This window comes from Rhodococcus sp. TAF43 (genome assembly GCF_052113525.1).
Lineage (GTDB): Bacteria > Actinomycetota > Actinomycetes > Mycobacteriales > Mycobacteriaceae > Prescottella.
In genome coordinates, this window is sequence record NZ_JBFRDL010000008.1 from 76,403 (window position 1) to 96,830 (window position 20,428).

At 68.6% G+C, this 20,428-nt stretch carries 23 protein-coding genes; 13 read left to right on the plus strand and 10 right to left on the minus strand.

Features of this window, described 5'->3' with window-relative positions:
- Window positions 1-5 precede the first annotated feature (5 nt).
- A complete protein-coding gene (groL, locus tag AB4Z09_RS08145; protein ID WP_442239513.1) occupies window positions 6-1,655 on the plus strand; it encodes a chaperonin GroEL in 1,650 nt (549 codons plus the stop codon).
- Window positions 1,656-1,672: 17 nt separating this feature from the next.
- Window positions 1,673-1,999: a putative quinol monooxygenase gene (locus AB4Z09_RS08150; protein WP_174913822.1), complete on the plus strand. Its 327-nt coding sequence runs from the start codon at window positions 1,673-1,675 to the stop codon at window positions 1,997-1,999.
- Window positions 2,000-2,019: 20 nt separating this feature from the next.
- Here AB4Z09_RS08150 and AB4Z09_RS08155 read toward each other — a convergent pair whose 3' ends face one another.
- Entirely contained in the window at window positions 2,020-2,874 is an 855-nt protein-coding gene (locus tag AB4Z09_RS08155) for an alpha/beta hydrolase (protein ID WP_174913819.1), read from the minus strand.
- Window positions 2,875-3,137: 263 nt separating this feature from the next.
- Between AB4Z09_RS08155 and AB4Z09_RS08160 the strand changes: the two genes are divergently transcribed.
- The gene (locus tag AB4Z09_RS08160) at window positions 3,138-4,289 is read left to right on the plus strand and encodes a Rieske 2Fe-2S domain-containing protein (protein ID WP_429517133.1); all 1,152 of its coding nucleotides are present in this window, start codon (window positions 3,138-3,140) and stop codon (window positions 4,287-4,289) included.
- Window positions 4,290-4,362: 73 nt separating this feature from the next.
- Window positions 4,363-5,292: an NADP-dependent oxidoreductase gene (locus AB4Z09_RS08165; RefSeq protein ID WP_114723919.1), complete on the plus strand. Its 930-nt coding sequence runs from the start codon at window positions 4,363-4,365 to the stop codon at window positions 5,290-5,292.
- Between the two features lie 50 nt (window positions 5,293-5,342).
- Here AB4Z09_RS08165 and AB4Z09_RS08170 read toward each other — a convergent pair whose 3' ends face one another.
- The 5 genes from AB4Z09_RS08170 to AB4Z09_RS08190 all read right to left on the minus strand — a co-directional run bounded on the left by AB4Z09_RS08170 (window position 5,343) and on the right by AB4Z09_RS08190 (window position 9,901).
- Window positions 5,343-5,978, minus strand: coding sequence for a maleylpyruvate isomerase family mycothiol-dependent enzyme (locus tag AB4Z09_RS08170; RefSeq protein ID WP_442239514.1), 636 nt, complete (start codon window positions 5,976-5,978; stop codon window positions 5,343-5,345).
- 86 nt (window positions 5,979-6,064) lie between these two features.
- Window positions 6,065-7,366 (minus strand): MFS transporter, encoded by a 1,302-nt coding sequence (locus AB4Z09_RS08175; RefSeq protein WP_429517129.1) that lies wholly within the window; start codon window positions 7,364-7,366, stop codon window positions 6,065-6,067.
- A gap of 46 nt (window positions 7,367-7,412) precedes the next feature.
- The gene (locus tag AB4Z09_RS08180; protein WP_174913807.1) at window positions 7,413-8,201 is read right to left on the minus strand and encodes an SDR family NAD(P)-dependent oxidoreductase; all 789 of its coding nucleotides are present in this window, start codon (window positions 8,199-8,201) and stop codon (window positions 7,413-7,415) included.
- 114 nt (window positions 8,202-8,315) lie between these two features.
- Window positions 8,316-9,086, minus strand: a complete 771-nt coding sequence (locus tag AB4Z09_RS08185; RefSeq protein WP_442239515.1) for an SDR family NAD(P)-dependent oxidoreductase — start codon at window positions 9,084-9,086, stop codon at window positions 8,316-8,318.
- The gene (locus AB4Z09_RS08190) at window positions 9,083-9,901 is read right to left on the minus strand and encodes an enoyl-CoA hydratase/isomerase family protein (protein WP_114723915.1); all 819 of its coding nucleotides are present in this window, start codon (window positions 9,899-9,901) and stop codon (window positions 9,083-9,085) included. Before AB4Z09_RS08190 ends, AB4Z09_RS08185 begins: the two co-directional genes overlap by 4 nt.
- Window positions 9,902-9,999: 98 nt before the next feature.
- Here AB4Z09_RS08190 and AB4Z09_RS08195 point away from each other — a divergent pair, with 98 nt between their 5' ends.
- Both AB4Z09_RS08195 and AB4Z09_RS08200 read left to right on the plus strand, forming a co-directional pair.
- Window positions 10,000-10,593 (plus strand): TetR/AcrR family transcriptional regulator, encoded by a 594-nt coding sequence (locus AB4Z09_RS08195; protein WP_254622673.1) that lies wholly within the window; start codon window positions 10,000-10,002, stop codon window positions 10,591-10,593.
- A 102-nt stretch (window positions 10,594-10,695) separates the two neighbouring features.
- On the plus strand, window positions 10,696-11,517 hold the full coding sequence (locus AB4Z09_RS08200) for a DUF4261 domain-containing protein (protein WP_174913801.1): 822 nt from the start codon (window positions 10,696-10,698) through the stop codon (window positions 11,515-11,517).
- 45 nt (window positions 11,518-11,562) lie between these two features.
- Here AB4Z09_RS08200 and AB4Z09_RS08205 read toward each other — a convergent pair whose 3' ends face one another.
- Window positions 11,563-11,799, minus strand: coding sequence for a lipopolysaccharide assembly protein LapA domain-containing protein (locus AB4Z09_RS08205; protein WP_114723913.1), 237 nt, complete (start codon window positions 11,797-11,799; stop codon window positions 11,563-11,565).
- A 35-nt stretch (window positions 11,800-11,834) separates the two neighbouring features.
- The gene (locus tag AB4Z09_RS08210) at window positions 11,835-12,278 is read right to left on the minus strand and encodes a hypothetical protein (RefSeq protein ID WP_442239516.1); all 444 of its coding nucleotides are present in this window, start codon (window positions 12,276-12,278) and stop codon (window positions 11,835-11,837) included.
- Between the two features lie 230 nt (window positions 12,279-12,508).
- Here AB4Z09_RS08210 and AB4Z09_RS08215 point away from each other — a divergent pair, with 230 nt between their 5' ends.
- The 6 genes from AB4Z09_RS08215 (at window position 12,509) to AB4Z09_RS08240 (ending at window position 17,036) form a co-directional block, all read left to right on the plus strand.
- Complete coding sequence (locus AB4Z09_RS08215) at window positions 12,509-12,859, plus strand: RNHCP domain-containing protein (RefSeq protein ID WP_114723912.1); 351 nt, start codon at window positions 12,509-12,511, stop codon at window positions 12,857-12,859.
- 17 nt (window positions 12,860-12,876) lie between these two features.
- A complete protein-coding gene (locus tag AB4Z09_RS08220; protein WP_174913795.1) occupies window positions 12,877-13,281 on the plus strand; it encodes an RNHCP domain-containing protein in 405 nt (134 codons plus the stop codon).
- Between the two features lie 145 nt (window positions 13,282-13,426).
- Window positions 13,427-14,083, plus strand: a complete 657-nt coding sequence (locus AB4Z09_RS08225) for an ABC transporter permease (RefSeq protein ID WP_114723965.1) — start codon at window positions 13,427-13,429, stop codon at window positions 14,081-14,083.
- A complete protein-coding gene (locus AB4Z09_RS08230; RefSeq protein ID WP_442239517.1) occupies window positions 14,076-15,293 on the plus strand; it encodes an ATP-binding cassette domain-containing protein in 1,218 nt (405 codons plus the stop codon). The genes AB4Z09_RS08225 and AB4Z09_RS08230 overlap by 8 nt, the downstream gene beginning before the upstream one ends.
- Window positions 15,290-16,048: an ABC transporter permease gene (locus tag AB4Z09_RS08235; RefSeq protein ID WP_114723909.1), complete on the plus strand. Its 759-nt coding sequence runs from the start codon at window positions 15,290-15,292 to the stop codon at window positions 16,046-16,048. Before AB4Z09_RS08230 ends, AB4Z09_RS08235 begins: the two co-directional genes overlap by 4 nt.
- A 1-nt stretch (window position 16,049) precedes the next feature.
- Window positions 16,050-17,036 (plus strand): glycine betaine ABC transporter substrate-binding protein, encoded by a 987-nt coding sequence (locus tag AB4Z09_RS08240; RefSeq protein WP_174913790.1) that lies wholly within the window; start codon window positions 16,050-16,052, stop codon window positions 17,034-17,036.
- A gap of 8 nt (window positions 17,037-17,044) precedes the next feature.
- Here the strand turns inward: AB4Z09_RS08240 and AB4Z09_RS08245 are convergent, their stop codons facing one another.
- The gene (locus AB4Z09_RS08245; protein WP_174913788.1) at window positions 17,045-17,920 is read right to left on the minus strand and encodes an LLM class flavin-dependent oxidoreductase; all 876 of its coding nucleotides are present in this window, start codon (window positions 17,918-17,920) and stop codon (window positions 17,045-17,047) included.
- Between the two features lie 123 nt (window positions 17,921-18,043).
- Here AB4Z09_RS08245 and AB4Z09_RS08250 point away from each other — a divergent pair, with 123 nt between their 5' ends.
- Window positions 18,044-18,790 (plus strand): Clp protease N-terminal domain-containing protein, encoded by a 747-nt coding sequence (locus AB4Z09_RS08250; protein ID WP_174913785.1) that lies wholly within the window; start codon window positions 18,044-18,046, stop codon window positions 18,788-18,790.
- Window positions 18,791-19,164: 374 nt separating this feature from the next.
- Here the strand turns inward: AB4Z09_RS08250 and AB4Z09_RS08255 are convergent, their stop codons facing one another.
- Window positions 19,165-20,343, minus strand: coding sequence for a baeRF11 domain-containing protein (locus tag AB4Z09_RS08255; RefSeq protein ID WP_114723905.1), 1,179 nt, complete (start codon window positions 20,341-20,343; stop codon window positions 19,165-19,167).
- Window positions 20,344-20,428: the final 85 nt, after the last annotated feature.

Below are 20,428 nucleotides of genomic sequence, written 5' to 3' on the forward strand. Positions count from 1 at the left end.
CGGCCATGGCCAAGGAGCTGCGGTACAACACGGATGCGCGATCGCGGCTCGAGCAGGGCGTCAACGCCCTTGCCGACGCGGTGAAGGTGACCCTCGGCCCCAAGGGCCGCAACGCGGTGCTCGAGAAGCTCACCGGACCGCCCACGATCACCAACGACGGCGTGACGATCGCACGGGAGATCCAGCTCCGTGAGCCCTTCGCCAACATGGGCGCGCAGCTGGTCAAGGAAGTGGCGATGAAGACCAACGGTGTGGTCGGCGACGGCACCACCACCGCGACCGTGCTGGCCCAGGCGATGGTTCGCGAGGGGCTTCGTTCGGTCGAAGCAGGCGCCAACCCCATGCGTGTGCGCCGGGGTATCGAACGGGCCGTGACGGTGGTCGTCGAGGCGCTCCGTGATCAGGCGACTCAGGTGGGGGGTCGGGACGACCTGCAGCGGATCGCGACGCTCGCCGCGAGCGATGACGAGTCGATCGGAGATGTTGTCGCACAGGCAGTCGACTACGTCGGCGAGTCGGGGGTCGTCACCACCGAAGAGAGCGAAGCACTCGGGCTGTCGGTCGAGATCGTCGACGGGATCGCATTCGATCACGGTTACACGTCCGGTTACATGGTCACCGACCCCGAGCGGATGGAAGCCGTCCACGACCATCCGCTGATTCTGCTCACCAACAAGAAGATCACCCAGGTGCAGGACATCATGCCGAGCATCGAGGTGGCCAAGCGCGCCGACCGGCCCCTGGTCGTGCTGGCCGAGGATGTCGACGGCCCGGCTCTGCAGCTCCTCGTCGGCGGCAACATGCACAGGACGATGCAGTCGGTGGTCGTCCGCGCACCGGGGTTCGGACACCGCCGTGTCGCCGAACTGGAAGACCTCGCGGTGGCGCTCGGGGGGCACGTCATTGCCAAGGACACCGGCATCGAGCTGTCGGAGGTGACACTCGAACGCCTCGGGTCGTGTGACCGGATCACCGTGACCGAGGACGAGACGACCATTGTCGGCGGACAAGGGGATCAGCGTCTCCTCGATGCCCGAGTCGGGCAGCTGGAGGCTCAGCTCGAGCGGGCCAAGATCGATGCCGATCGGGACAGCCTCGAACTGCGCATCGCCCGGCTCACGGGGCGGGTGGCCGTGATCCGCGTCGGAGGCGCCACCAGCGTGGAGCTCAAGGAGCGGATGCTCCGTGTCGAGGACGCTCTGGCCGCCACCCGTGCTGCAGTCGAGGCGGGGATAGTGTCCGGGGGCGGAACCGCGCTGGCACAGTCGCATCGCGCGCTCACAGACGTCGATCTTGCCGGGGACGAGGCGATCGGGTGCGACGTCGTCCGGCGGGCCCTGGACGAACCGCTGCGCTGGATCGCGATCAACGCGGGTTTCGATGGCGACGACGTCGTCAGGGTGGTCGCCGACCTGCCGCTGGGGCACGGGTTCAACGCGCTCACCGGGGCGTACGGCGACATGTTCGACGACGGCGTGATCGACCCTTTCAAGGTTACCCGTGCCGCCCTCGAAAGCGCGGCATCGATTGCAGCGCTGCTCATCACGACCGAGACCGCCATCGTGGAAGAGGTCATCGGTAATCCTGGTGCCATCATGGCCCCGGGCTTCGGCGATCTCGCCGAAGGCATGGTCCGTCCGTCCAATATCTACTGACGAAGATTGGAGCCGTCGTGATCTTTATCGTGGTGAAGTTCGAGGTCCTCGACGAACGCGTGGACGACTGGATGGTCATCACCAAGGAATTCACCGAGGCGACGCGGGCCGAACCGGGAAATCTCTGGTTCGAATGGACCCGCAGCGTGGACAGTCCCGGGCAGTTCGTCCTGATCGAGGCGTTCCGCGACGGACAGGCCGGCGCCGACCACGTCGGTTCCGTGCACTTCGAGAAGGGACTGGACGCGATGCGCCCGGCTCTGCGTGAGACTCCGCGCATCATCAACACCGAGATTCCCGGAGTCGACTGGTCACGGATGGGTGAACTGGAGATCGAACGGTAGATCCCGATAGGACGGGGGATCTAGTGGCTGACCGCCGCGCCGAATCCCTTCGTCGCCAACCACTCGATCACGGTGTCGGCCACCTCGGGCCAGCCGTGGTCGACGGTCAGCGAGTGACCGCGGTCCGGGAAGACGAGGTAGTCGTTGTCGGTGTGCGCCCGATGATAGCGGTGGTACGCCGAGCGACTGACCGATTCGGGCACCGTGTGGTCCTGGCCGCCGCCGAGGATCAGCAGCGGTCCGCGTTCCACGTTGGTGTCGACGTGGGCCGGTGATCCCGGCAGGAAGTTGGCGAACGCGGCCTGGAACAGCGGCCGGCCCGGGGACGGGATGGCCCAGTGGTCGTACAGCGAGTCCGATTCGCTCCGGTCGAGCGCGTTGCCGAAACCGTAGGCGAAGGCGTCCGGGGTGAGCGTGACGCTGCGTTTGGCGTTGACGGGGTTGCCGAGGACGGGGAACGAGGAGCGCAGCTGCGCGAACGGGAGCGCCTTCACGCCCTGCATCTGTGCGGGATCGATCGCGACCGCGGCGGCGGCGACGTCCGCGGCCAGGAGTTTCTGGGCGATCAGGCCGCCGAACGAGTGCCCGACGACGATCGGTTTGCGTCCCAGTGGCGCGATCGCCTCGGCGAAATGGGCGGTGACCTCGTCGATCCCGATGCCGGCCTGGTCGTCGGCGTGGGCGCGGGTGTCGGTGACGGTCGGTGCCTCGCCGGGCCAGGTGGGGGCGAGGGTCGAGAACCCTGCCGCGCCGAACTTCTCGCGCCACGGATCCCAGGACGAGGCCGCCAGCCACAGGCCGTGGACGAACATGACCGGCGGTGCACCGTTCGAGGCCGTCGGATCGGGTGACTGCGCCGCGGGCGTGTCGGACATCGGCGGATCCTTCCGGGTCGTGGAACGCGTACCCAGTGCTTCCTCCACGATGCCCCGCCGGTCGTCGGAGCGGGCATTCAATCGCCGGATCCGTATGGACTTTGGTCACCAATCGAGGACAAATGGTCCGATTCGGTCCCATTGAGTGAGATCCGTGTCACTCTCGCCGGACACCTGTCGGATTGTGAGCCAGGACACGCGATCGCCCGAGCGGTTGATCGAACGATCGAACAATTTCACCGAAAGGGATTCGGGGAGCGGACATGACGGCGATAGAGACGGATAGCGAAGAAGTTCGGATGATCGACGCCGGTGCGGCGCCGACGCGATTCGCGCGGGGCTGGCACTGCGTCGGACTCACGCGGGACCTCAACGACGGCAAGCCGCACCCGGTGCACGCGTTCGGCACCAAACTGGTGGTCTTCGCGGACAGCCAGGGCGAGCTGCAGGTGCTCGACGCGTACTGCCGGCACATGGGTGGCGACCTGAGTCAGGGCGAGGTCAAGGGCGATTCGGTGGCGTGCCCGTTCCACGACTGGCGGTGGAACGGCAAGGGCAAGTGCACCGATATCCCGTATGCCCGCCGCGTGCCCCCGCTGGCCCGGACCCGCGCATGGACCACGATGGAGAAGGACGGACTGGTGTTCGTCTGGCACGACCCCGAGGGCAACCCGCCGCCGCCGGAGGTCACGATCCCGGACATGAGCCAGCCCGGTGAGGAGTGGACCGACTGGGTGTGGAAGTCGATCACCATCGACACCAACTGTCGCGAGATCATCGACAACGTGGTCGACATGGCGCACTTCTTCTACGTGCACTACGGCTTTCCGATCAAGTTCAAGAACATCTTCGAGGGCCACGTCGCCACGCAGTACTACGAGGGCGTCGGTCGGGAAGACATGCGCCGGGCCGGGGCGGAGAAGACCACTCCGATCGGAAACGACTCCGTGGCGGCGTACTACGGGCCGTCCTTCATGGTCGACGAACTCAAGTACCGCTACCCCGACTTCGACATCGACTCGATCCTGATCAACTGCCACTACCCGATCACGCCGGACAAGTTCGTGCTCATGTACGGCATCAAGGTCAAGCAGACCGACGAGATCCGGGGCGAGGAGGCGCAGGAGTTGGCCGCCAGCATGGCGTCGTACATCACGATCGGCTTCGAGCAGGACGTCGCGATCTGGAAGAACAAGACCCGGATCGAGAATCCACTGCTGTGCGAGGAGGACGGGCCGGTGTACCAGCTGCGTCGCTGGTACGAGCAGTTCTACGTCGACGTCGCCGACATCACCCCGGACATGGTGAACCGCTTCGAGTTCGAGATGGACACCACCAAGCCCGTCGCGGCCTGGCAGCGGGAGGTCGCCGAGAACATCGAGCGTCGCACCGCCGCTGCCGCCGCATCCAACTAGTTTCCGCAGGTAAGGGGCTTAACGGTTAGGCGGCGAGGGGAATAACGCGTCGCGGGGCCACGGTTCTTCGGTTATGGCGAAAACCGTGGTCGCGAACGCGTACGGAGGGCCGGAGGTCCTCGAGGTGGTCGATCGGGACATCCCGCCGCCCGAGTCCGGGCAGGTGGTGGTGCAGATGAGGGCGATCGGGGTGAATCCGGTCGACTACAAGCTCTACAACGGCAGTTTCGGACATGACCCAGCGCGACTGCCCGTCCGTCCGGGCGTCGAAGGCGCCGGCGTCGTCATCGCGGTCGGTGACGACGTCGACGCGGTTCGCGTCGGCGACGAGGTGATCGCGTACGCCGGGGAAGGCGCCTACGCCGAGCAGGTGGTGCTGCCGGCGGAAGACGTTCTGCCCAAACCGGACGCGTTGTCGTGGGAGTCGGCGGCGGGCCTGCTCGTAGCGGGCGGAACCGCCATCGACGCACTCACGGTGACCGGTGTCGGTGAGGGCGATGTCGTCGTCATCCAGGGCGCCGCCGGCGGGGTCGGCGAGTTGGCCGTGCAGTTGGCGGTCGCACGGGGTGCGGTGGTAGTCGGGGTGGCATGGGAGAGGCACCACGACTTCCTCCGCACCCTGGGGGCGCTGCCGGTGCTGCCCGGCGAGGGGTTGCCCGAGAGGATCAGCGCGATCGCCCCCGACGGGGTGGACGCGGTGATCGACACGGTCGGCAGCGACGAGGCTGTCGACGCGTCGCTCGCGTTGGGAGCCCCGCGGGACCGGATCGTCACCATCGTCGCGTTCGGCCGGGCGGAGCAGGACGGCTTCCTGTCGATCGGCGGGGGAAACGAGAACAGCGCGAGGATTCGCCGTGAAGCCCGCCCGCTGCTGGTGGACATGGCCGGCGACGGTGGTCTCGACGTCGCCGTCGGAACCAGGTTCGCTCTCGTCGACGCGGCCGAAGCGCACCGGGCGCTCCGGAAACCGCATGCGCGTGGGAAGTTCGTGCTCCTGCCCTGACCCGAACAGTGCCACGGAAAGGGATGGCGGCCACCAGCGAGCGGCGTCGATCAGCCCCGCGTGAATCGGTGCGCCTGCACACCGTGCAGATGACCGGGCGGCAGTTTGCGCCCGCTGACGGCGAGTAGGACGTCCTGCGCAGATCCGGTGACGGGGCTGCCCGAGCCGAGCGTGAAGTCCAGGTCGGTGGCGCGCAGCTCGACGCCGTCGAGGTCCACGCCGAAGTACTTCAGGTTCTTCGGTGTCACCCCGTCGAGGACCAGTTGCAACCGCTCGAGCGGCACCTGCCGGTCGAGTCCGAGCCCGACGGTGATGTCGAGGCCGTGGATGACGTCGTGGGACAGCGCGCCGGCGAACCCGCCGCCCGGGGGCTTCCACGGGTGGTGGACGTTCTCCCGCAGACACGAGACGAGTCGGTCGGAGGCGAGTGCCTCGGCGTCGCGTCGCGCCGCCCGGTCGGAGAAGCGGTTGAAGTTGCCTCCCGCCATGACGATTCCCAGGACGATGCGTGGCGTCGAGTAGCGGTACGGCATCGTCGTGTGGGCAATCACCTCGCGGACCCGCCAGCCCTCACACAGCGTCTGGCGATTCCACAGGTCCGCCGGGAGCGCGGCCAGCAGGTCCGCCATCTCTCCGCGTTCGGCGGCGATCATCGCCTGGATGCTCGCGTCGGTGGTCTCGTTCATCGCATACCTCCCGTTTCGTCGATCGTGCCCGGGGCACCCCTCGATACTGACCGAGGGAGGAGAAGAAACTCATCGCGGGTGCGTCCTCAGCGTCGCGGTGACTTCGCGATCGCGAGGGCCATCACCGCCGCGATCGCGCACAGCCCGCCGGCGACGAAGAAGGCGGCGTCGTAGCCGCCGAAGCGGTCGCGGACCAGTCCGGCCAGGAACGCGACCAGTCCGGCGCCGATCTGGTGCGACGCCAGCACCCAGCCGAACACGATGGGGCCGTCGGCGCCGAAGTGCTTGCGGCACAGCGCGACGGTGGGCGGCACGGTGGCCACCCAGTCGAGGCCGTAGAAGATGATGAACGCGATCATCGGCGGGTGCACGGTCTGTGCGAACAGCAGCGGCAGCACCATCAGTGAGATGCCGCGCAGCAGGTAGTAGATGCCGAGGAGCTTGCGGGCGTCGAAGCGGTCGGTGAACCAGCCCGACGCGATGGTGCCGACCAGGTCGAAGATGCCGATCACCGCGAGCAGGCTCGCGGCCGCCGTCACGGGCATGCCGTGGTCGTGCGCGGCCGGGACGAAATGAGTGCCGACCAGTCCGTTGGTGCTGGCGCCGCAGATCGCGAACGTGCCTGCCAGCAGCCAGAACACGCGGGTGCGGGCGGCCGAGCGGAGGACGCCGAGCGCCCGGCCGACCGCGCCGCCGGGTGCGTCCGGAGTCGCGGGCCGCACGTAGTCGGCGGGGGCGCCGTACGGCGTGGTGCCGACGTCCTCGGGACGGTTGCGCAGGAACAGCAGTACCAGTGGCACCACGGCCAGCGCGGCGAACGACACCGTCACCGACACCGTCTGCCAGTCGTAGCGCTCGGCCAGCGTCGCGAGGACGGGCAGGAACACCAGCTGCCCGGCCGCGCCGCCGGCGGTGAGAATGCCGGTGACCAGTCCGCGGCGTGCGACGAACCAGCGGTCGGTCACCGTTGCCACGAAGGCGAGTGCCATCGATCCGGTGCCGAGGCCCACCAGCACGCCCCACAGCAGCACTAGCTGCCACGTCGTGGTCATGAACACGGTCAGGCCGCTGCCGAGCGCGATCAGCGCCAGCGCGGCGGTCACGACCTTCCGGATGCCGAACCGCTCCATCAGCGCCGCCGCGAACGGCGCCGTCAGCCCGTACAGCACCAGGTTCACCGACACGGCCGCCGAGATACTCGCCCGGGACCAGCCGAAGTCGTCGTGCAGCGGGTCGATGAGCACCGACGGTGCCGCCCGGAATGCGGCGGCGCCCACCAGCGCCAGGAAGGCGACGGCGGCCGCGGGCCAGGCCGGGTGGATCCGACGTACGCGCCCGGTCGGGGTGGTGCTCGGGGTGGATACGGGCGGGGCGATCTCGGAACTCACGGCGTACATTGTGGCCGCCGCCGGGCGGGCGGCGGCCACCGGTACGTCAGGGGAGCAGCGCCGCCGGGGTGCCCGGCAGACCCGGGTAGTAGGTGCCCGCCGACCAGCCGCCGTCGACGGCCAGTTCGGCGCCCGAGATGTACGACGCCTCGTCGCTCGCGACGAACAGGGTGGCCCGCGCGATGTCCTCGGATTCGCCGATGCGCTGCAGCGGCACACCGGTGTACTTGCTCTGCAGGTCGTCGCCGCGGAGGCCGCCGGGATTGCCGAGCGTGGTGTCCACCCCGCCCGGGTGCACCGAGCACACCCGGATGCCGGCCGGGCCGAGTTCGTAGGCGAGCGCCTTCGTGAGCCCGCGGACCGCCCACTTGCTGGCGGTGTAGGCGGCGAGCCCGTTGACGCCGCGCAGGCCGTCCACCGACGAGATGTTGACGATCACGCCGCGACCGGCGCGCTTCATCGTCGGAACGACGGTCTTGGCGCCCAGCAGGTTTCCGAGGACGTTGATGTCCAGCAGGCGCTCGGTCTTCGCGACGTCGATGTCCTCGATCGGGGACCAGTGCATGACGCCGGCGTTGTTGACCAGAATGTCCAGGCCGCCGAATCGTTCGACCGTTTGGTCGGCGAATGCGGTCCACGACGCCTCGCTGCTCACGTCGAGGGGCGCGAAGAACGTCGCGTCGCCCAGTTCCTCGGCCAGCGCGCGGCCCTTGTCCTCTAGCACGTCGCCGAGCGCGACACGAGCGCCCTCCGCGACGAAGAGGCGGGCCGTCGCGGCGCCCATGCCCTGCGCTGCGCCCGTGATGATCGCGATCTTGCCGTCGAGCCGTGCCATGCGTCCTCCGAGGTCTGCCTCGAACCGGACTGTCCGGTTCGAGGCAGACCATCTCGCGTCGGGGTGGGGATGTGAAGGACGCTTCTCGCTCAGTGGTACGGGTCACACTCCGGGTCAGTGCACGACGGTTCCGCCGTCCGCGATGATCACCTGCCCGGTGATGTAGCTGCCGGCATCGGACGTGAGGAGCAGTGCGGGACCGACCATCTCGTCGGGCTCGGCGATCCGCTTCTGCAGCGATATCGTGCGCATCGCCTCGATGGCCTCGGGCGGATTGTTGCGGACCATGTCGGTGTCGACGGATCCGGGGGCGAGCGCATTGACCCGGATCCCGCGGGGCGCGAAGTCCGCCGCCATCGACCGGGTGAACGACAGCAGGGCGCTCTTGGCACCCGCGTACATCGCGACGCCCGGCGAGAACATGAACGCGCCCACCGAGATCACGTTGAGGACGGCCGCGTGCGGGCTGGCCTCGAGGTGCGGCAGTGCGGCCTGGGTGAGGAACACCGGGCCGCGCAGGTTGACGTCGTAGGACTTGGTCCACGCGTCGGGCGTGAACGCTCCCAGCGGCTGCGTGAGCGGGTTCGCGGCCGCGTTGACGAGGATGTCGATCCCTCCGAAGGTGTCGACCGAACGATCGACCAGCGTCGAGAGGTCGTCCAGTTCGCCGAGATGGGTGGGCACCCCGAGTGCGTTGCCGCCCATGTCCTTCAGATGCTGTTCGGCGCGCGCGCACGCCTCCGCCTTGCGGCTGGCCACCACCACGTTCGCGCCCGCGGCCACGTAGGCCTCGGCGAGGACGAGCCCGATGCCGCGGGTGCCACCGGTGACGACGGCGGTACGGCCGGTGAGGTCGAAGAGGCGATTCAGTTTGTCGCGATTCACGGTCGGTCTCCTGTGTCCACCCAGGCGGGCTGTCTGCGTTCGATGAATGCGGCTGCGGCCTCGGCGAACTCGCCGCCGGTGCCGGCCAGGATCTGGGTGCGGTTCTCGAGTGCGATCGCCGCGTCGACGCTGCCCGCCGACGAGTTCGCGGCGAGGACCTGCTTGGTCATGGACAGGGCGAACGGGCTGTGGTTGCAGAGCGTCCGCGCGAGTTCGAGGGCCGCGTCGAGCAGTTCGTCGTCGGGCGCGATGCGCGTGACGAATCCGATGCGCTCGGCCTCCGTGGCGTCGAACTCCCGTGCCGTGGTGATCAGTTCGGTGGCACGTCCCGCGCCTATCAGCCGTGGCAGCGTGTAGCTGATGCCGATGTCGCAGCCGGAGACTCCGACCTTGACGAACTGCACCCCGAAGCGCGCCGACGCCCCGGCGATCCGCAGGTCGCACGCCGCGGCCAGAGCCAGACCGCCACCGAAGGCGGGCCCGTTGACCGCCGCGATCACCGTCTGCGGGAGCCGTTGCAGACGGGGGACCAGCGAGGCGATGTACTCCTGGGTGCGCATCCCGGCCGCGGGTCCGGTGAGTCCGGCTGCGGTGGGCGCCACGTGCGTCGAGTCCTTGAGGTCCAGGCCGGCGCTGAAGCCGCGTCCCGCCCCGGTGAGGATCACGACGCGGCACGAGTTGTCGTACTCGAGCTCGGTGAGCGCGGCGTGCAGTTCCTCGACGAGGGCGTAGCTGAGCGCGTTGAGCCGCTCGGGGCGGTTGAGGGTGAGCACCGTGACGGCCGGGTTGGGCCGGGAAACGTCGATCAAAGGCATTCGGGCTCCGCTTCGTTCGGACCGGACGTGAGGTGTCCGACTATTACCCTTACACGACGTAAGATTATTTGTCAGTAGATCCGGTGGAGGAGTGTCGAGTGGGCGAGACAGGTGCGGGGCGGGGTCGTCCCCGCGACCGCGAGCGGCATCGTGCGGTGCTCGCCGCCGCCACCGAGTTGCTGATCGACGACGGCTACGAGGCGCTCACCCTCGCGGCGGTGGCCCGGCGGGCCGGCGTCGGGCGGCCGCTGCTCTACCAGTGGTGGGGCTCCAAGGCGGCACTGGTGCAGGAGGTGCTGTTCCGTGCCGAACCGCTCTCGGCGCGTGCGGTTCCCGCCGACGCGACCTTCGCGGAGACGTTCACCGCCATGGTGCGGGACATGGTGGCGCTGCACGCCCTGCCCCAGTACCGCCGGGGGCTGCCCGGACTCATCGGAGACATGGTCGCCGACCCGGCGTTGCAGGAGGCCGCCGAACGCCGGTTCATCGAGCCGGTACGGGCCCGGTACGTCGAGGTGTTCCGTCGCGCAATCGATTCCGGAGAGGTACGCGCCGACGTGGACGGCGGTGCGGTGCTCGACACCCTGCGCGGAGCCGTCACGATGCTGATCCTCACGCGGCCGTCGTGGAGCGAGGCCGACCTCGTCGAGTACCTGGTTCGGCTGGTACTGGACGGGGTGCGCCCAACCTAGGCCCTGTCCGGTTGCCCGATAGGGTGTAACGCGCGAACCGGACACCGGAAGCACCCGGCGAGGTGACCGATCGCGCTACACGACCAAGCCTGAGGGGGAGTCATGCCCACGCTCGCGATGCTGTTCCAGGACCGACTCGACGCCGATGTCACCGAAGGAGCCCTGGCTGCGCAACTGCAGCTGGACTGGCCCGACGTCGACTTCTCCGGGCTGGCCGTCGGCGGGGACGAGTCCGCCGACCGTGATGCGCCGATGTGTCTCGACCTGGACGGCAAGATGATCGCGTTGCTGACGGTCCCGTCCCCGGCGGGTGACGACGTCGCCGAGATCGTCGAGCACAGCCGCCTGTGGCCGAACGAGGTACCCGCGCCGGCGGACTACTCGGCACACACGATTGTCACCGTCCTCGGCCGAGGGGACGGACACGAGGACGCGATCGCGGACGCCGTGTTGTTGTCCCGCGTCGTCGCGTCGATCATCGCGCTCACCGACACCGTTCGCGCTGTGTACTTCGGCAGTGCCGATCACGTCGTCCTGCCGGCGTTGTTCCGCGATCTCATGCTGGACACGCTGCCCGAGCCGTCGTTGCTTGCATGGGTCGCGATCAACATCGGTGAGCGCCCGGACGGCGTGATGACCGGCCACACACGGGGTCTCGACATGCTCGGCCTCCCGGACGTCGAAATCCCGGAGACCCCCGAGTCCGCCGAGGACACCTTCGACCGCCTCACGAGCATCGCCTCGTACCTTGTCGAGCAAGGACCCGTCATCAACGACGGCGACACGATCGGCACCACCGAAGCCGCCGAGATCGTCGTCGACCACTCCCCGAGCGCCTTCGACCCCGACCGGACCGTCCTCCGCCTGAAGTTCGATGCCGACCGGAGCAAACGCAAGCGGGGGTGGTTCAGCCGTCGACGCTGACTTCGCACGGTGCTGTCCGGGCGTCGGGACGATCGCAGTCCGAGGTCAGCCCTTCGACGACTTGCGCCGCCGCGTGGTGAGCATCCCCACGAGCCACCCGATCGCGAAGATGACGAGCAGCGTCAACCACAGCGGCGCCGTCACCGAGATGAAGAACAGCGAGATCGATACGTCGTGCCGATTCTGGGCGACGAAGATGATCGCGAGGACGGCGAGCGCGAGCGCGGCCCACTGGGTCGGTGATACGCGGGTCAGGATCGAATCGGACTTCTGGGTGGTCATCGCCCGAGACTAACTCTCGCCCCTCGGAATTCCGATCAGATCCCGGCTGCGGCCGACACTGTGTCGTGCACCCATCGCTCGTACCGTTCGGGCGACCAGTCGCTGTCGAAGACCATTCGCGTGTAGGTCTCCGGGCTGAGCAGGACCAGTGCCACGTCGACGGCCTTGCCGGCGAGTGCCTCCATGAGGTGCTGCTGGACCGTGCGCCGCTGCTCGAGGCTGGTGCGCCACAGTTCGGCGACCTCGGCCCATTCGCGTTCGAGTGTCGCCACCGGTTCGTCGTCGCCGCGTACCCGGTGGTGGTGGTCGGCGCCCGCTTCGACGATCCCGACGGCGGCCGGGTCCGCAACTACACCCGGCCCCGCGCGATTCCGGTGCCGCCGGAGGTGTCCGCCGACTATCGACGATGCACGGGTAGCGCTGGCGCACTTGCAGTGCGGTGACACCGCATCCGCAGCGCGATAATTCGATTGCGGCACCACCGACGGGAACCTAGGGTTCACGACATCCGGCACACGGCCGGTCCCTGCGCTGGTGAAAGTGGTGAATTATGCCCCGGACAACCGCCGAGTACCTTCACGCTCCCGTGAACTGCTCAGGCCGGTGATCCGACGACGACATCGGGTCTTCCGTCCGGTGTGAGCTTCTCGCGGGATCGACATGCTCGGCAATCGCTGCCGTTCAATCGATCTCACGGAGGAGAATCCGCGTGTCCCATCGAGGCACACCAATTTCACATCTCTCGACCTTCACCTGCATCCGCTGCGGACTCGCCGTGTCCCGGGCGACGCCGGACGCGGGCCCGCGCACGCACTGTCCGAACTGCCTGGCGGGCAAGCACGGCTCGACCGCCGAGCAGCGCTGCGGTTCGCGGACCCACCCGATCGCCATCGCCGTGCTCCGCGACGGTGACTGGATGCTGATCCATCGCTGCACCGGTTGCGACCGGTTGTCGGCCAGCCCGGTGGCCGGCGACGACAACCAGTTGCTGCTGGTGCGGATCGCGGTGAAACCCTTGGCGCAGCCGCCGTTCCCGCTCGAGCACCTCGCCCAGTTGTAGCGCGGGGAGGAGTTCGAATGGCACGCAGGAACATCGGAGCCGGACGACGGCAACGCGGCAAGCCGGTGCACAGGGACGGCCCGGCGCGGCGCGGCTCGTCGTTCCGGTGCGTCGGGTGCGGGCTGGACGTGCCGATGCGCGCGCCCGGCACCGCTCATCGCAACCATTGTCCGCACTGTCTGTGCAGTCGGCACGTGGACCGGACCGTACCCGGCGACCGCGCGTCGTCGTGTCGGGGCCGGATGGACCCCATCTCGATCACCGTGCGTGACGGTGGCGAATGGGTGATCATCCACCGCTGTGCCGGCTGCGGGTGGATCGGTTCGAACCGGTCGGCCGGGGACGACAGTTCGCTGGCGTTGGTACGGATCGCGGTTCGTCCGATCGCGCGCAGCGGACTGCTCTTCGGTCACGAACGCTGACGCTCTGACTCGATTGCCGTGCAGAATCCGCCCGATAGGGGCAATGTGGACGGCAAGCGCAGCGCGGCGTCGAAACGGAAACGCCTGCTCGGACTGTCCGGGTGGGCGTTTCCGCCCTTCCGCGTTGCAGAAGGGAGTGCCCGGTTTGGATTTCCAGACCTTGTGGGATTTCGTGTTCGAGCGGCGCCAGCAGCTGCTCACGGACTCGTACCTCCACGTCAGTGCCGTCGTCCAGTCGGTGGTCATCGCCGGGATCATCGCGGTCCTGATCGGGATTGCCGTCTACCGGAGTCCCATCGGGTCGGCGGTCGCGACGGGTTTGGCGAGCACGATCCTGACGTTGCCGTCGTTCGCCCTGTTGGGCCTGCTCATCCCGATTCTCGGGCTGGGCGTCGCGCCCACGGTGACGGCTCTGGTGCTGTACGCGCTGCTGCCGATCATCCGCAACACGATCATCGGCCTCGCGTCGGTCGATCCCGCGATCACCGACGCGGCCCGCGGGGTGGGGATGAACCGGTTGCGCGTCCTGGGCCGGATCGAACTGCCGCTGGCCTGGCCGTCGATCCTGGCCGGCATCCGGGTCAGCACCCAGATGCTGATGGGCATCCTCGCGATCGCGGCCTACGCCAAGGGCCCGGGCCTGGGAAACCTGATCTTCTCCGGGTTGTCCCGCGTCGGCAGCCCCACCGCGGTGCCGCAGGCGCTCACCGGAACCGTGCTCATCGTCATTCTCGCGCTCGTTCTCGACGGACTGTTGGTCCTCGTCGGGCGCCTCACCACCTCCAGGGGGATCCGTGACTGAACTGCTACCCGCCGAAGAACAGACCGGCAAGGGCGTCGAGATCGTGCTCGACGACGTCGTCAAGCAGTACCCCGGGCAGGGCGTTGCCGCCGTCGACGGGGTGTCGATGACCATTCCCGCCGGCGAGATCGTCGTGTTCGTGGGGCCGTCGGGCTGCGGGAAGACCACGACGATGCGGATGATCAACCGGCTCATCGAGCCGACGTCGGGCACCATCACGATCGCCGGCCGCGACACCCATTCGATCGATCCGGACCGGCTGCGGCGGGGGATCGGCTACTCGATCCAGCAGGCCGGGCTGTTCCCGCATCTCACGGTGGCCAAGAACGTGGCCACCGTCCCGGGCCTGGTCGGGTGGGACAGGAAGCGCATCGCCGAGCGCACCGACGAGATGCTCGACCTGGTCGGCCTCGATCCCGATACCTATCGGGACCGGTTCCCGCGCCAGCTCTCCGGCGGTCAGCAGCAACGTGTCGGGGTGGCCCGGGCCCTGGCGGCCGACCCTCCGGTGCTGCTGATGGACGAGCCGTTCGGGGCCGTGGATCCGATCACGCGCGGGCTGTTGCAGGACGAGCTGATGCGCCTGCAGTCGGAGCTCGGCAAGACCATCGTGTTCGTCACCCACGACTTCAACGAGGCGGTCAAGCTCGGCGATCGGATTGCCGTGCTGGGCAGTCAGTCCCACATCATGCAGTACGACACTCCCGAGGCGATCCTGGCGAATCCCGCCAACGACATGGTCGCCGGGTTCGTGGGGGCGGACGCCTCGCTCAAGCAGCTCACGCTCACCCGGGTCCGGGACGTCGAGATGACGGACTGTCCCACCGCGTACCGGGACGGCTCCGTGGCCGACCTGCGCCGGGCGCTCGCGCGAGAGGACGCCCACTGGGGGCTGATCCTGGACCACCGCGACCGCCCGCTGCGATGGGTGTCCCCGGCGCAGCTCGCGTCGGCGGCGTCGTTGCAGGACATCGGCGAACCGGTGGGCGAGCTGGTGTCGGTGCAGTCGACGCTGCAGGACGCGCTCGAGGCGCTGCTGGTGCAGAGCAGCGCGTCGGCGGCGGTCACCGGCCGGCGCGGCGAGTTCGTCGGGCTCATCACGATCGACACCCTGGTGCAGGCGCTGCAGGAGATGCGCGAGGAACACGCCGACGATCATGTCGACGCCCAGAACAGCACTGCCGGTGCGGCGGAGGACTCGTCGAAATGACCACGCAGACACCGGCTGCCGCGCAACGCGCCGAACGGGCCAGGCTCCTGGTCCAGCCGCTGCTCGTGCTCCTGCTGGTGGGGGGCGTGCTGGGGTGGGCCTTCACCCGCGATCTCACTGCCACCCAGCAGGCGAGCATCAGCATCGGCAACATCGCGACCCTCACGTGGCAGCACGTGCTCATCACCGTCGTGGTGGTCCTGATCGTGCTGGCGCTCGCGGTGCCGCTCGGTACCCTCGTGACCCGCCCCGGATTCACCAAGCTGGCACCGGTATTCGTGGGAATCGCCAACATCGGCGCGTCCGCCCCGGCGATCGGCCTGCTGGTGCTGTTCTACCTCGCGACGCGGACGACGGGGTTCTGGATCGGCGTGCTGCCCATCGCGTTCTACTCGCTGCTACCGGTGCTGCGGAACACGATTCTCGGCTACCAGGAGGTGGACCCGGCCCTCGTCGACGCCGGACGCGGACAGGGGATGTCGGCGCTCGCGGTGCTGCGGCGGGTGGAGTTCCCGTTGGCGGTGCCGTACATCCTGGCCGGGCTGCGGACGTCGCTGGTCCTCGCCGTCGGTACGGCGACGCTGTGCTTCCTGGTGAGCGCGGGCGGTCTCGGCATCCTCATCGACACGGGATACAAGTTGCGCGACAACGTGACCCTCGTCGTCGGTGCGGTGCTGGCCGTCGCGCTGGCGCTGCTGGTCGACTGGCTCGGTGCCCTCGCCGAGACGTACCTCGGGCCGAAGGGGCTGCGCTGACATGACGGTGATTCGACGGGTCCTGGCCGGTACCGCGGTGGTGCTCGCCACCACCCTGCTCGCGTCGTGCGGCCTGGAATCCGGTGGCGCCCTGCCGCTGAAGGTCGGCCCGGCGAGCATCCAGCCGGTGCCCGAGCTCGACGGTGCCCGGATCACGGTCGGCTCCAAGGACTTCACCGAGCAGATCATTCTCGGCTACATGATCGAGTTCGCGCTGTCCGCCGCCGGTGCCGATGTCCGCGACCTCACGAACATCCAGGGGTCCAACAGCACCCGTGACGCGCAGTTGGCCGGGCAGATCGACGTGAGCTACGAGTACACCGGCACCGGGTGGATCAACTACCTCGGTCACGAGCAGCCGATCCCGGATTCGCAGGCGCAGTTCGAGGCCGTCCGGGACGAGGACCTCGCGCGCAACGGCATGGTGTGGACCGACCCGGCGCCGATGAACAACACGTACGCGCTGGCCACCAGTCGGGCCACCGCGGAGCAGACCGGCGTGCGCACGCTGTCGGACTACGCCGCTCTGGTGCAACGTGATCCGGCCGCGGCGGCGACGTGCGTCGAGACCGAGTTCAACGTCCGTCAGGACGGGTTCCCCGGTATGGCGGCGGCGTACGGGTTCGATCCGGCCCGCGCGGAGAAGCGCATCCTGCAGACCGGCATCATCTATCAGGCCACCGCCGACGGCAGCCAGTGCAAGTTCGGCGAGGTGTTCACCACCGACGGCCGAATCGCGGCCCTCGACCTCGTGGTGCTCGAGGACGACCGGCAGTTCTTCCCGAAGTACAACCCGGCGCTGACGATGCGGGCGGACTTCGCCGAGCAGTACCCGGAGGTGGCCGAGGTGATGGCGCCGATCTCGGCGGTGCTCACCAACGAGGCGATCACCGAACTCAATCGTCAGGTGGACGTCGACGGCAAGGATCCGGCGGCCGTGGCCCGGCAGTGGCTGGTGGACCAGGGGTTCGTGACGGCGGAGGACTGACCCGTCCGTCAGCGGGCTCCGGAACGGCCCTGGTCCACCAGTTCGCGCACGCGTGGGAACACCTCACCCGCCAGGTACCGCAGGGACGGCTCGTCGGTGGGCCCGCTGAGGACGAACGTGTCGAAGCCGTGATCGAGCGCGAGCGAGGACAGTGCGCGGGGGAGGTTCTCGACGTCCCGGACGTCGATTCCGTCGCCGATGTTGAGGACGCGTCGGATACGCGACGGGTCGCGGCCCGCGGCGGTGGCCGCGTCGTCGATCGCCGCACTGGCCGAGGCGATCCCGTCGGCGTCGATGTAGCCGAGCGACGGCAGCCAGCCGTCGCCCATCTCCCCGATCAGGCGGAGCATGCGCGGCTTGTAGCCGCCGATCCAGATGCCGATCGGGTGCGCGGGAACGGGCCCGGGGTGGACGCCGTTCACGGAGTAGAACTCGCCGTCGAACCGGATCGATCGCTCGCCGCTCCACATCAGACGGATCACCGATACCGCCTCCCGGAGGGCCTGCACCGACTCCCCGGGCGAGCGTCGCTCGCCGCCCATCGCCGCGATCGCGTCCCAGAAGGCGCCGGCGCCGAGTCCGAGTTCGACGCGGCCGTCGCTGAGGAGATCGAGGCTCGCGGCGGCCTTCGCGAGCACCGCGGGCGGGCGCAGCGGCAGGCTGGCGACGTCCGGGAACACCGCGAGCTTCTCGGTGCGAGCGGCAATGGCGGACAACAGGGTCCACGCATCGAGGAAACTCTTCTGATATGGGTGGTCCTGGATGCCGACGAGGTCGAAGCCGGCTTCGTCCAGCACGGCGGCGGTGTCGAGTGCCGCTCGCGGAGCGTGGGCATCGGGGACGAGAAAGTAGCCGAATCGGATGGTGTGGCCGTAGTCGGGCACAGCAGGCTCCTTCGTCTGGTGACGATCCTCTCCTCACGATAGGTGCCGAGGCGCTGGTCCGAGCACCGAAAGAATCGACAACCCGGGGTTGACGACACGCAATCGTCAACCTACGGTTGTCGTATGACTGATCCGACGCGCATGTCGAACCCCGTGCGGCTCGACGATCTCATCGAAGCCATCAAGAAGGTGCACACCGATGCACTCGAACAGCTGACCGACGCGGTCCTCGCCGCCGAGCACCTCGACGAGGTGGCCGACCACCTGATCGGCCACTTCGTGGACCAGGCCCGACGCTCGGGCGCGTCCTGGACCGACATCGGCCGCAGCATGGGGGTGACCAAGCAGGCCGCGCAGAAGCGGTTCGTGCCGAAGGGCCCCGAGGAGCCCGCCGACCTCGATGCCAGTCAGGGCTTCAGCAGGTACACCCCCCGCGCCCGCAACGTCGTCATGGCGGCGCAGAACGAGGCGCGGGCCGCGGGCAACGACCAGATCACCCCGGAGCACCTGGTGCTCGGCCTGCTGGCGGACCCCGAGGCGATCGCGGTGAAAGTGCTCGCCGCCCAGGGCTTTACTCCCGAATCCGTTCGGCAGGCAGCCACCGCGGTCCTGCCGGAGGGCGTCGACGAGTTGCCCGAGCTCATTCCCTTCGACGCCGGCGCGCGCAAGGCCCTCGAACTCACGTTCCGGGAGGCACTGCGGCTGGGGCACAACTACATCGGCACCGAGCACCTGCTCCTCGCGCTGCTCGAACTCGAGGACGGCGCCGGCGTGCTCGCCGAATTGGGAGTGGACAAGGCGGCGGCCGACGCATTCATCGTCGCGACCCTGTCCCAGTTCCTCGCGGCACGCGACGACGCGGGGGCGTGACGCGGCGCCATCGGGGCTCGGTACGGGGTGCCCGGTAACGGTGCAGCGGTCGCGGGTGCCGCGCCGGCCCTGGCGCAGACATCGGCGGCGTCCGGGTCGGCGCTGTCGAGTGGGCAGGGGGCGGCACTGCCGCCGACGCTGGCCACGCTGCAAGCGGCGTTCGACGCGAACGTCCCGATCTTCGAGGACACGGGACAAGCCGCCTTCCCGGGACGTGGACCCACACCGGTGCCGAGTACGGGTACGGAACCCCGCCCATCGGGTTCGCCCTGTACGTACCCGACGCGCTCGCTACGGGCTCGGGTGGCTCCTTCGGATCGGGGGGGTCCTAGCCCCACGCCGCGGATCGGTTCCGGTGCAGTGGGTTCCGTCGCTCACTGCGCGAACCGCAGGATCGCGGCCGCAGGTACCTCGTCGGGCACGTCGCCCGAGCGGACGGCGAGGACCTTCGCGCCCGTGAGCAGTGCCCGCCGGGCGATCTCGTCCACCACGCCGTACTCGTGGTTGCCGTTCAGCTCGGCCAGTTCGACGGTTCCGCTGTCCGGGTCGATCGTGCCGGGGACGATGCCCTCGATGTCGACCAGCAGCGTCTCGATTCGGCCGAACGTCGCGGAGCGGGCCACGTCGGAGATCTCGACCTGGGCCCGGCCCTTCGAGCGCAGGTCGTCGAACTGTTTGCGGGTGTCCGCGAGTTGCTGGGCGTAGTGACCGTCGAGGACCGTGCGAGTGGTCCGGGCGATCTGCTCGTCGCTCATTTCTTCCGGATTGCCCTGAATGCCCTCGTCGAGCAGCTGGTGGTAATTGTTCACCGAACGGTAGATCGAGGCCGTCGGTTCGGCGGCGGCCAGGATCAGGGGAGTGTCCCGTCCCGTCAGCACGCTGCGCAGTTCGTGGTCGATCGCGCGGGCGTACTCGCGCACGCGCAGCTTTCGTCCCTCTTCGCCCTGCACCCGCCCCGGCGCGCGGTCGGGCGCCGCCCGCCCGCTCCCGGCACCCCCGGCGGATCCTCCCCGACCGTGCACGCGGCCGCCGGTCGTCCTGCCGAGTGACGGCACGCCGGCGTAGCTCGCAGCGTCCTTGGGCAGACCCGGCACGTCGATCTTTGCCGGCGGCTGATCGGCCGTGACCTCGATCAATCGGACGGATCCCTCGGCGAGGGCCAGTACGAACGCGGTCTGCGGGAAGGTCACCGTCCGCAGCAGCGGCTTGATGTAGAAGCGGTCGCTGACGATGGCACACGCTCCGAGTCGGTTGGGCAGTCGGTAGCGCCGCACCCTGTCCGTCGTGGCGAGCACGACGAGCGTCCGCGCCTGATACCACCAGAAAGCCTCGTCCTCGATCAGGTCGTCGAATGCTTGCTCGAATGCCACCCGTTCCTTGTGGTCTTCGACTTGCTCGAGCGCGGACTTGACCTGGTTCGTGAACTCGATACGACTCTTGCCCGGCTCTTGGATGTCGTCCTCGGTGGGCGTGTAGATCGAGATGCAGGTGTGGCCCTCCACCCCGGCGAGCCGGCGAACCTCGGCATGACTCGGAATATCGCTGTAGAGCATTCCTCGACCTCCCGGTAGTTGGTCGCTTTTCAGACTACCCAGCGCGGTCACGTCGCGGCAGTGCTTTGCGGACGGCGCGGTTCCC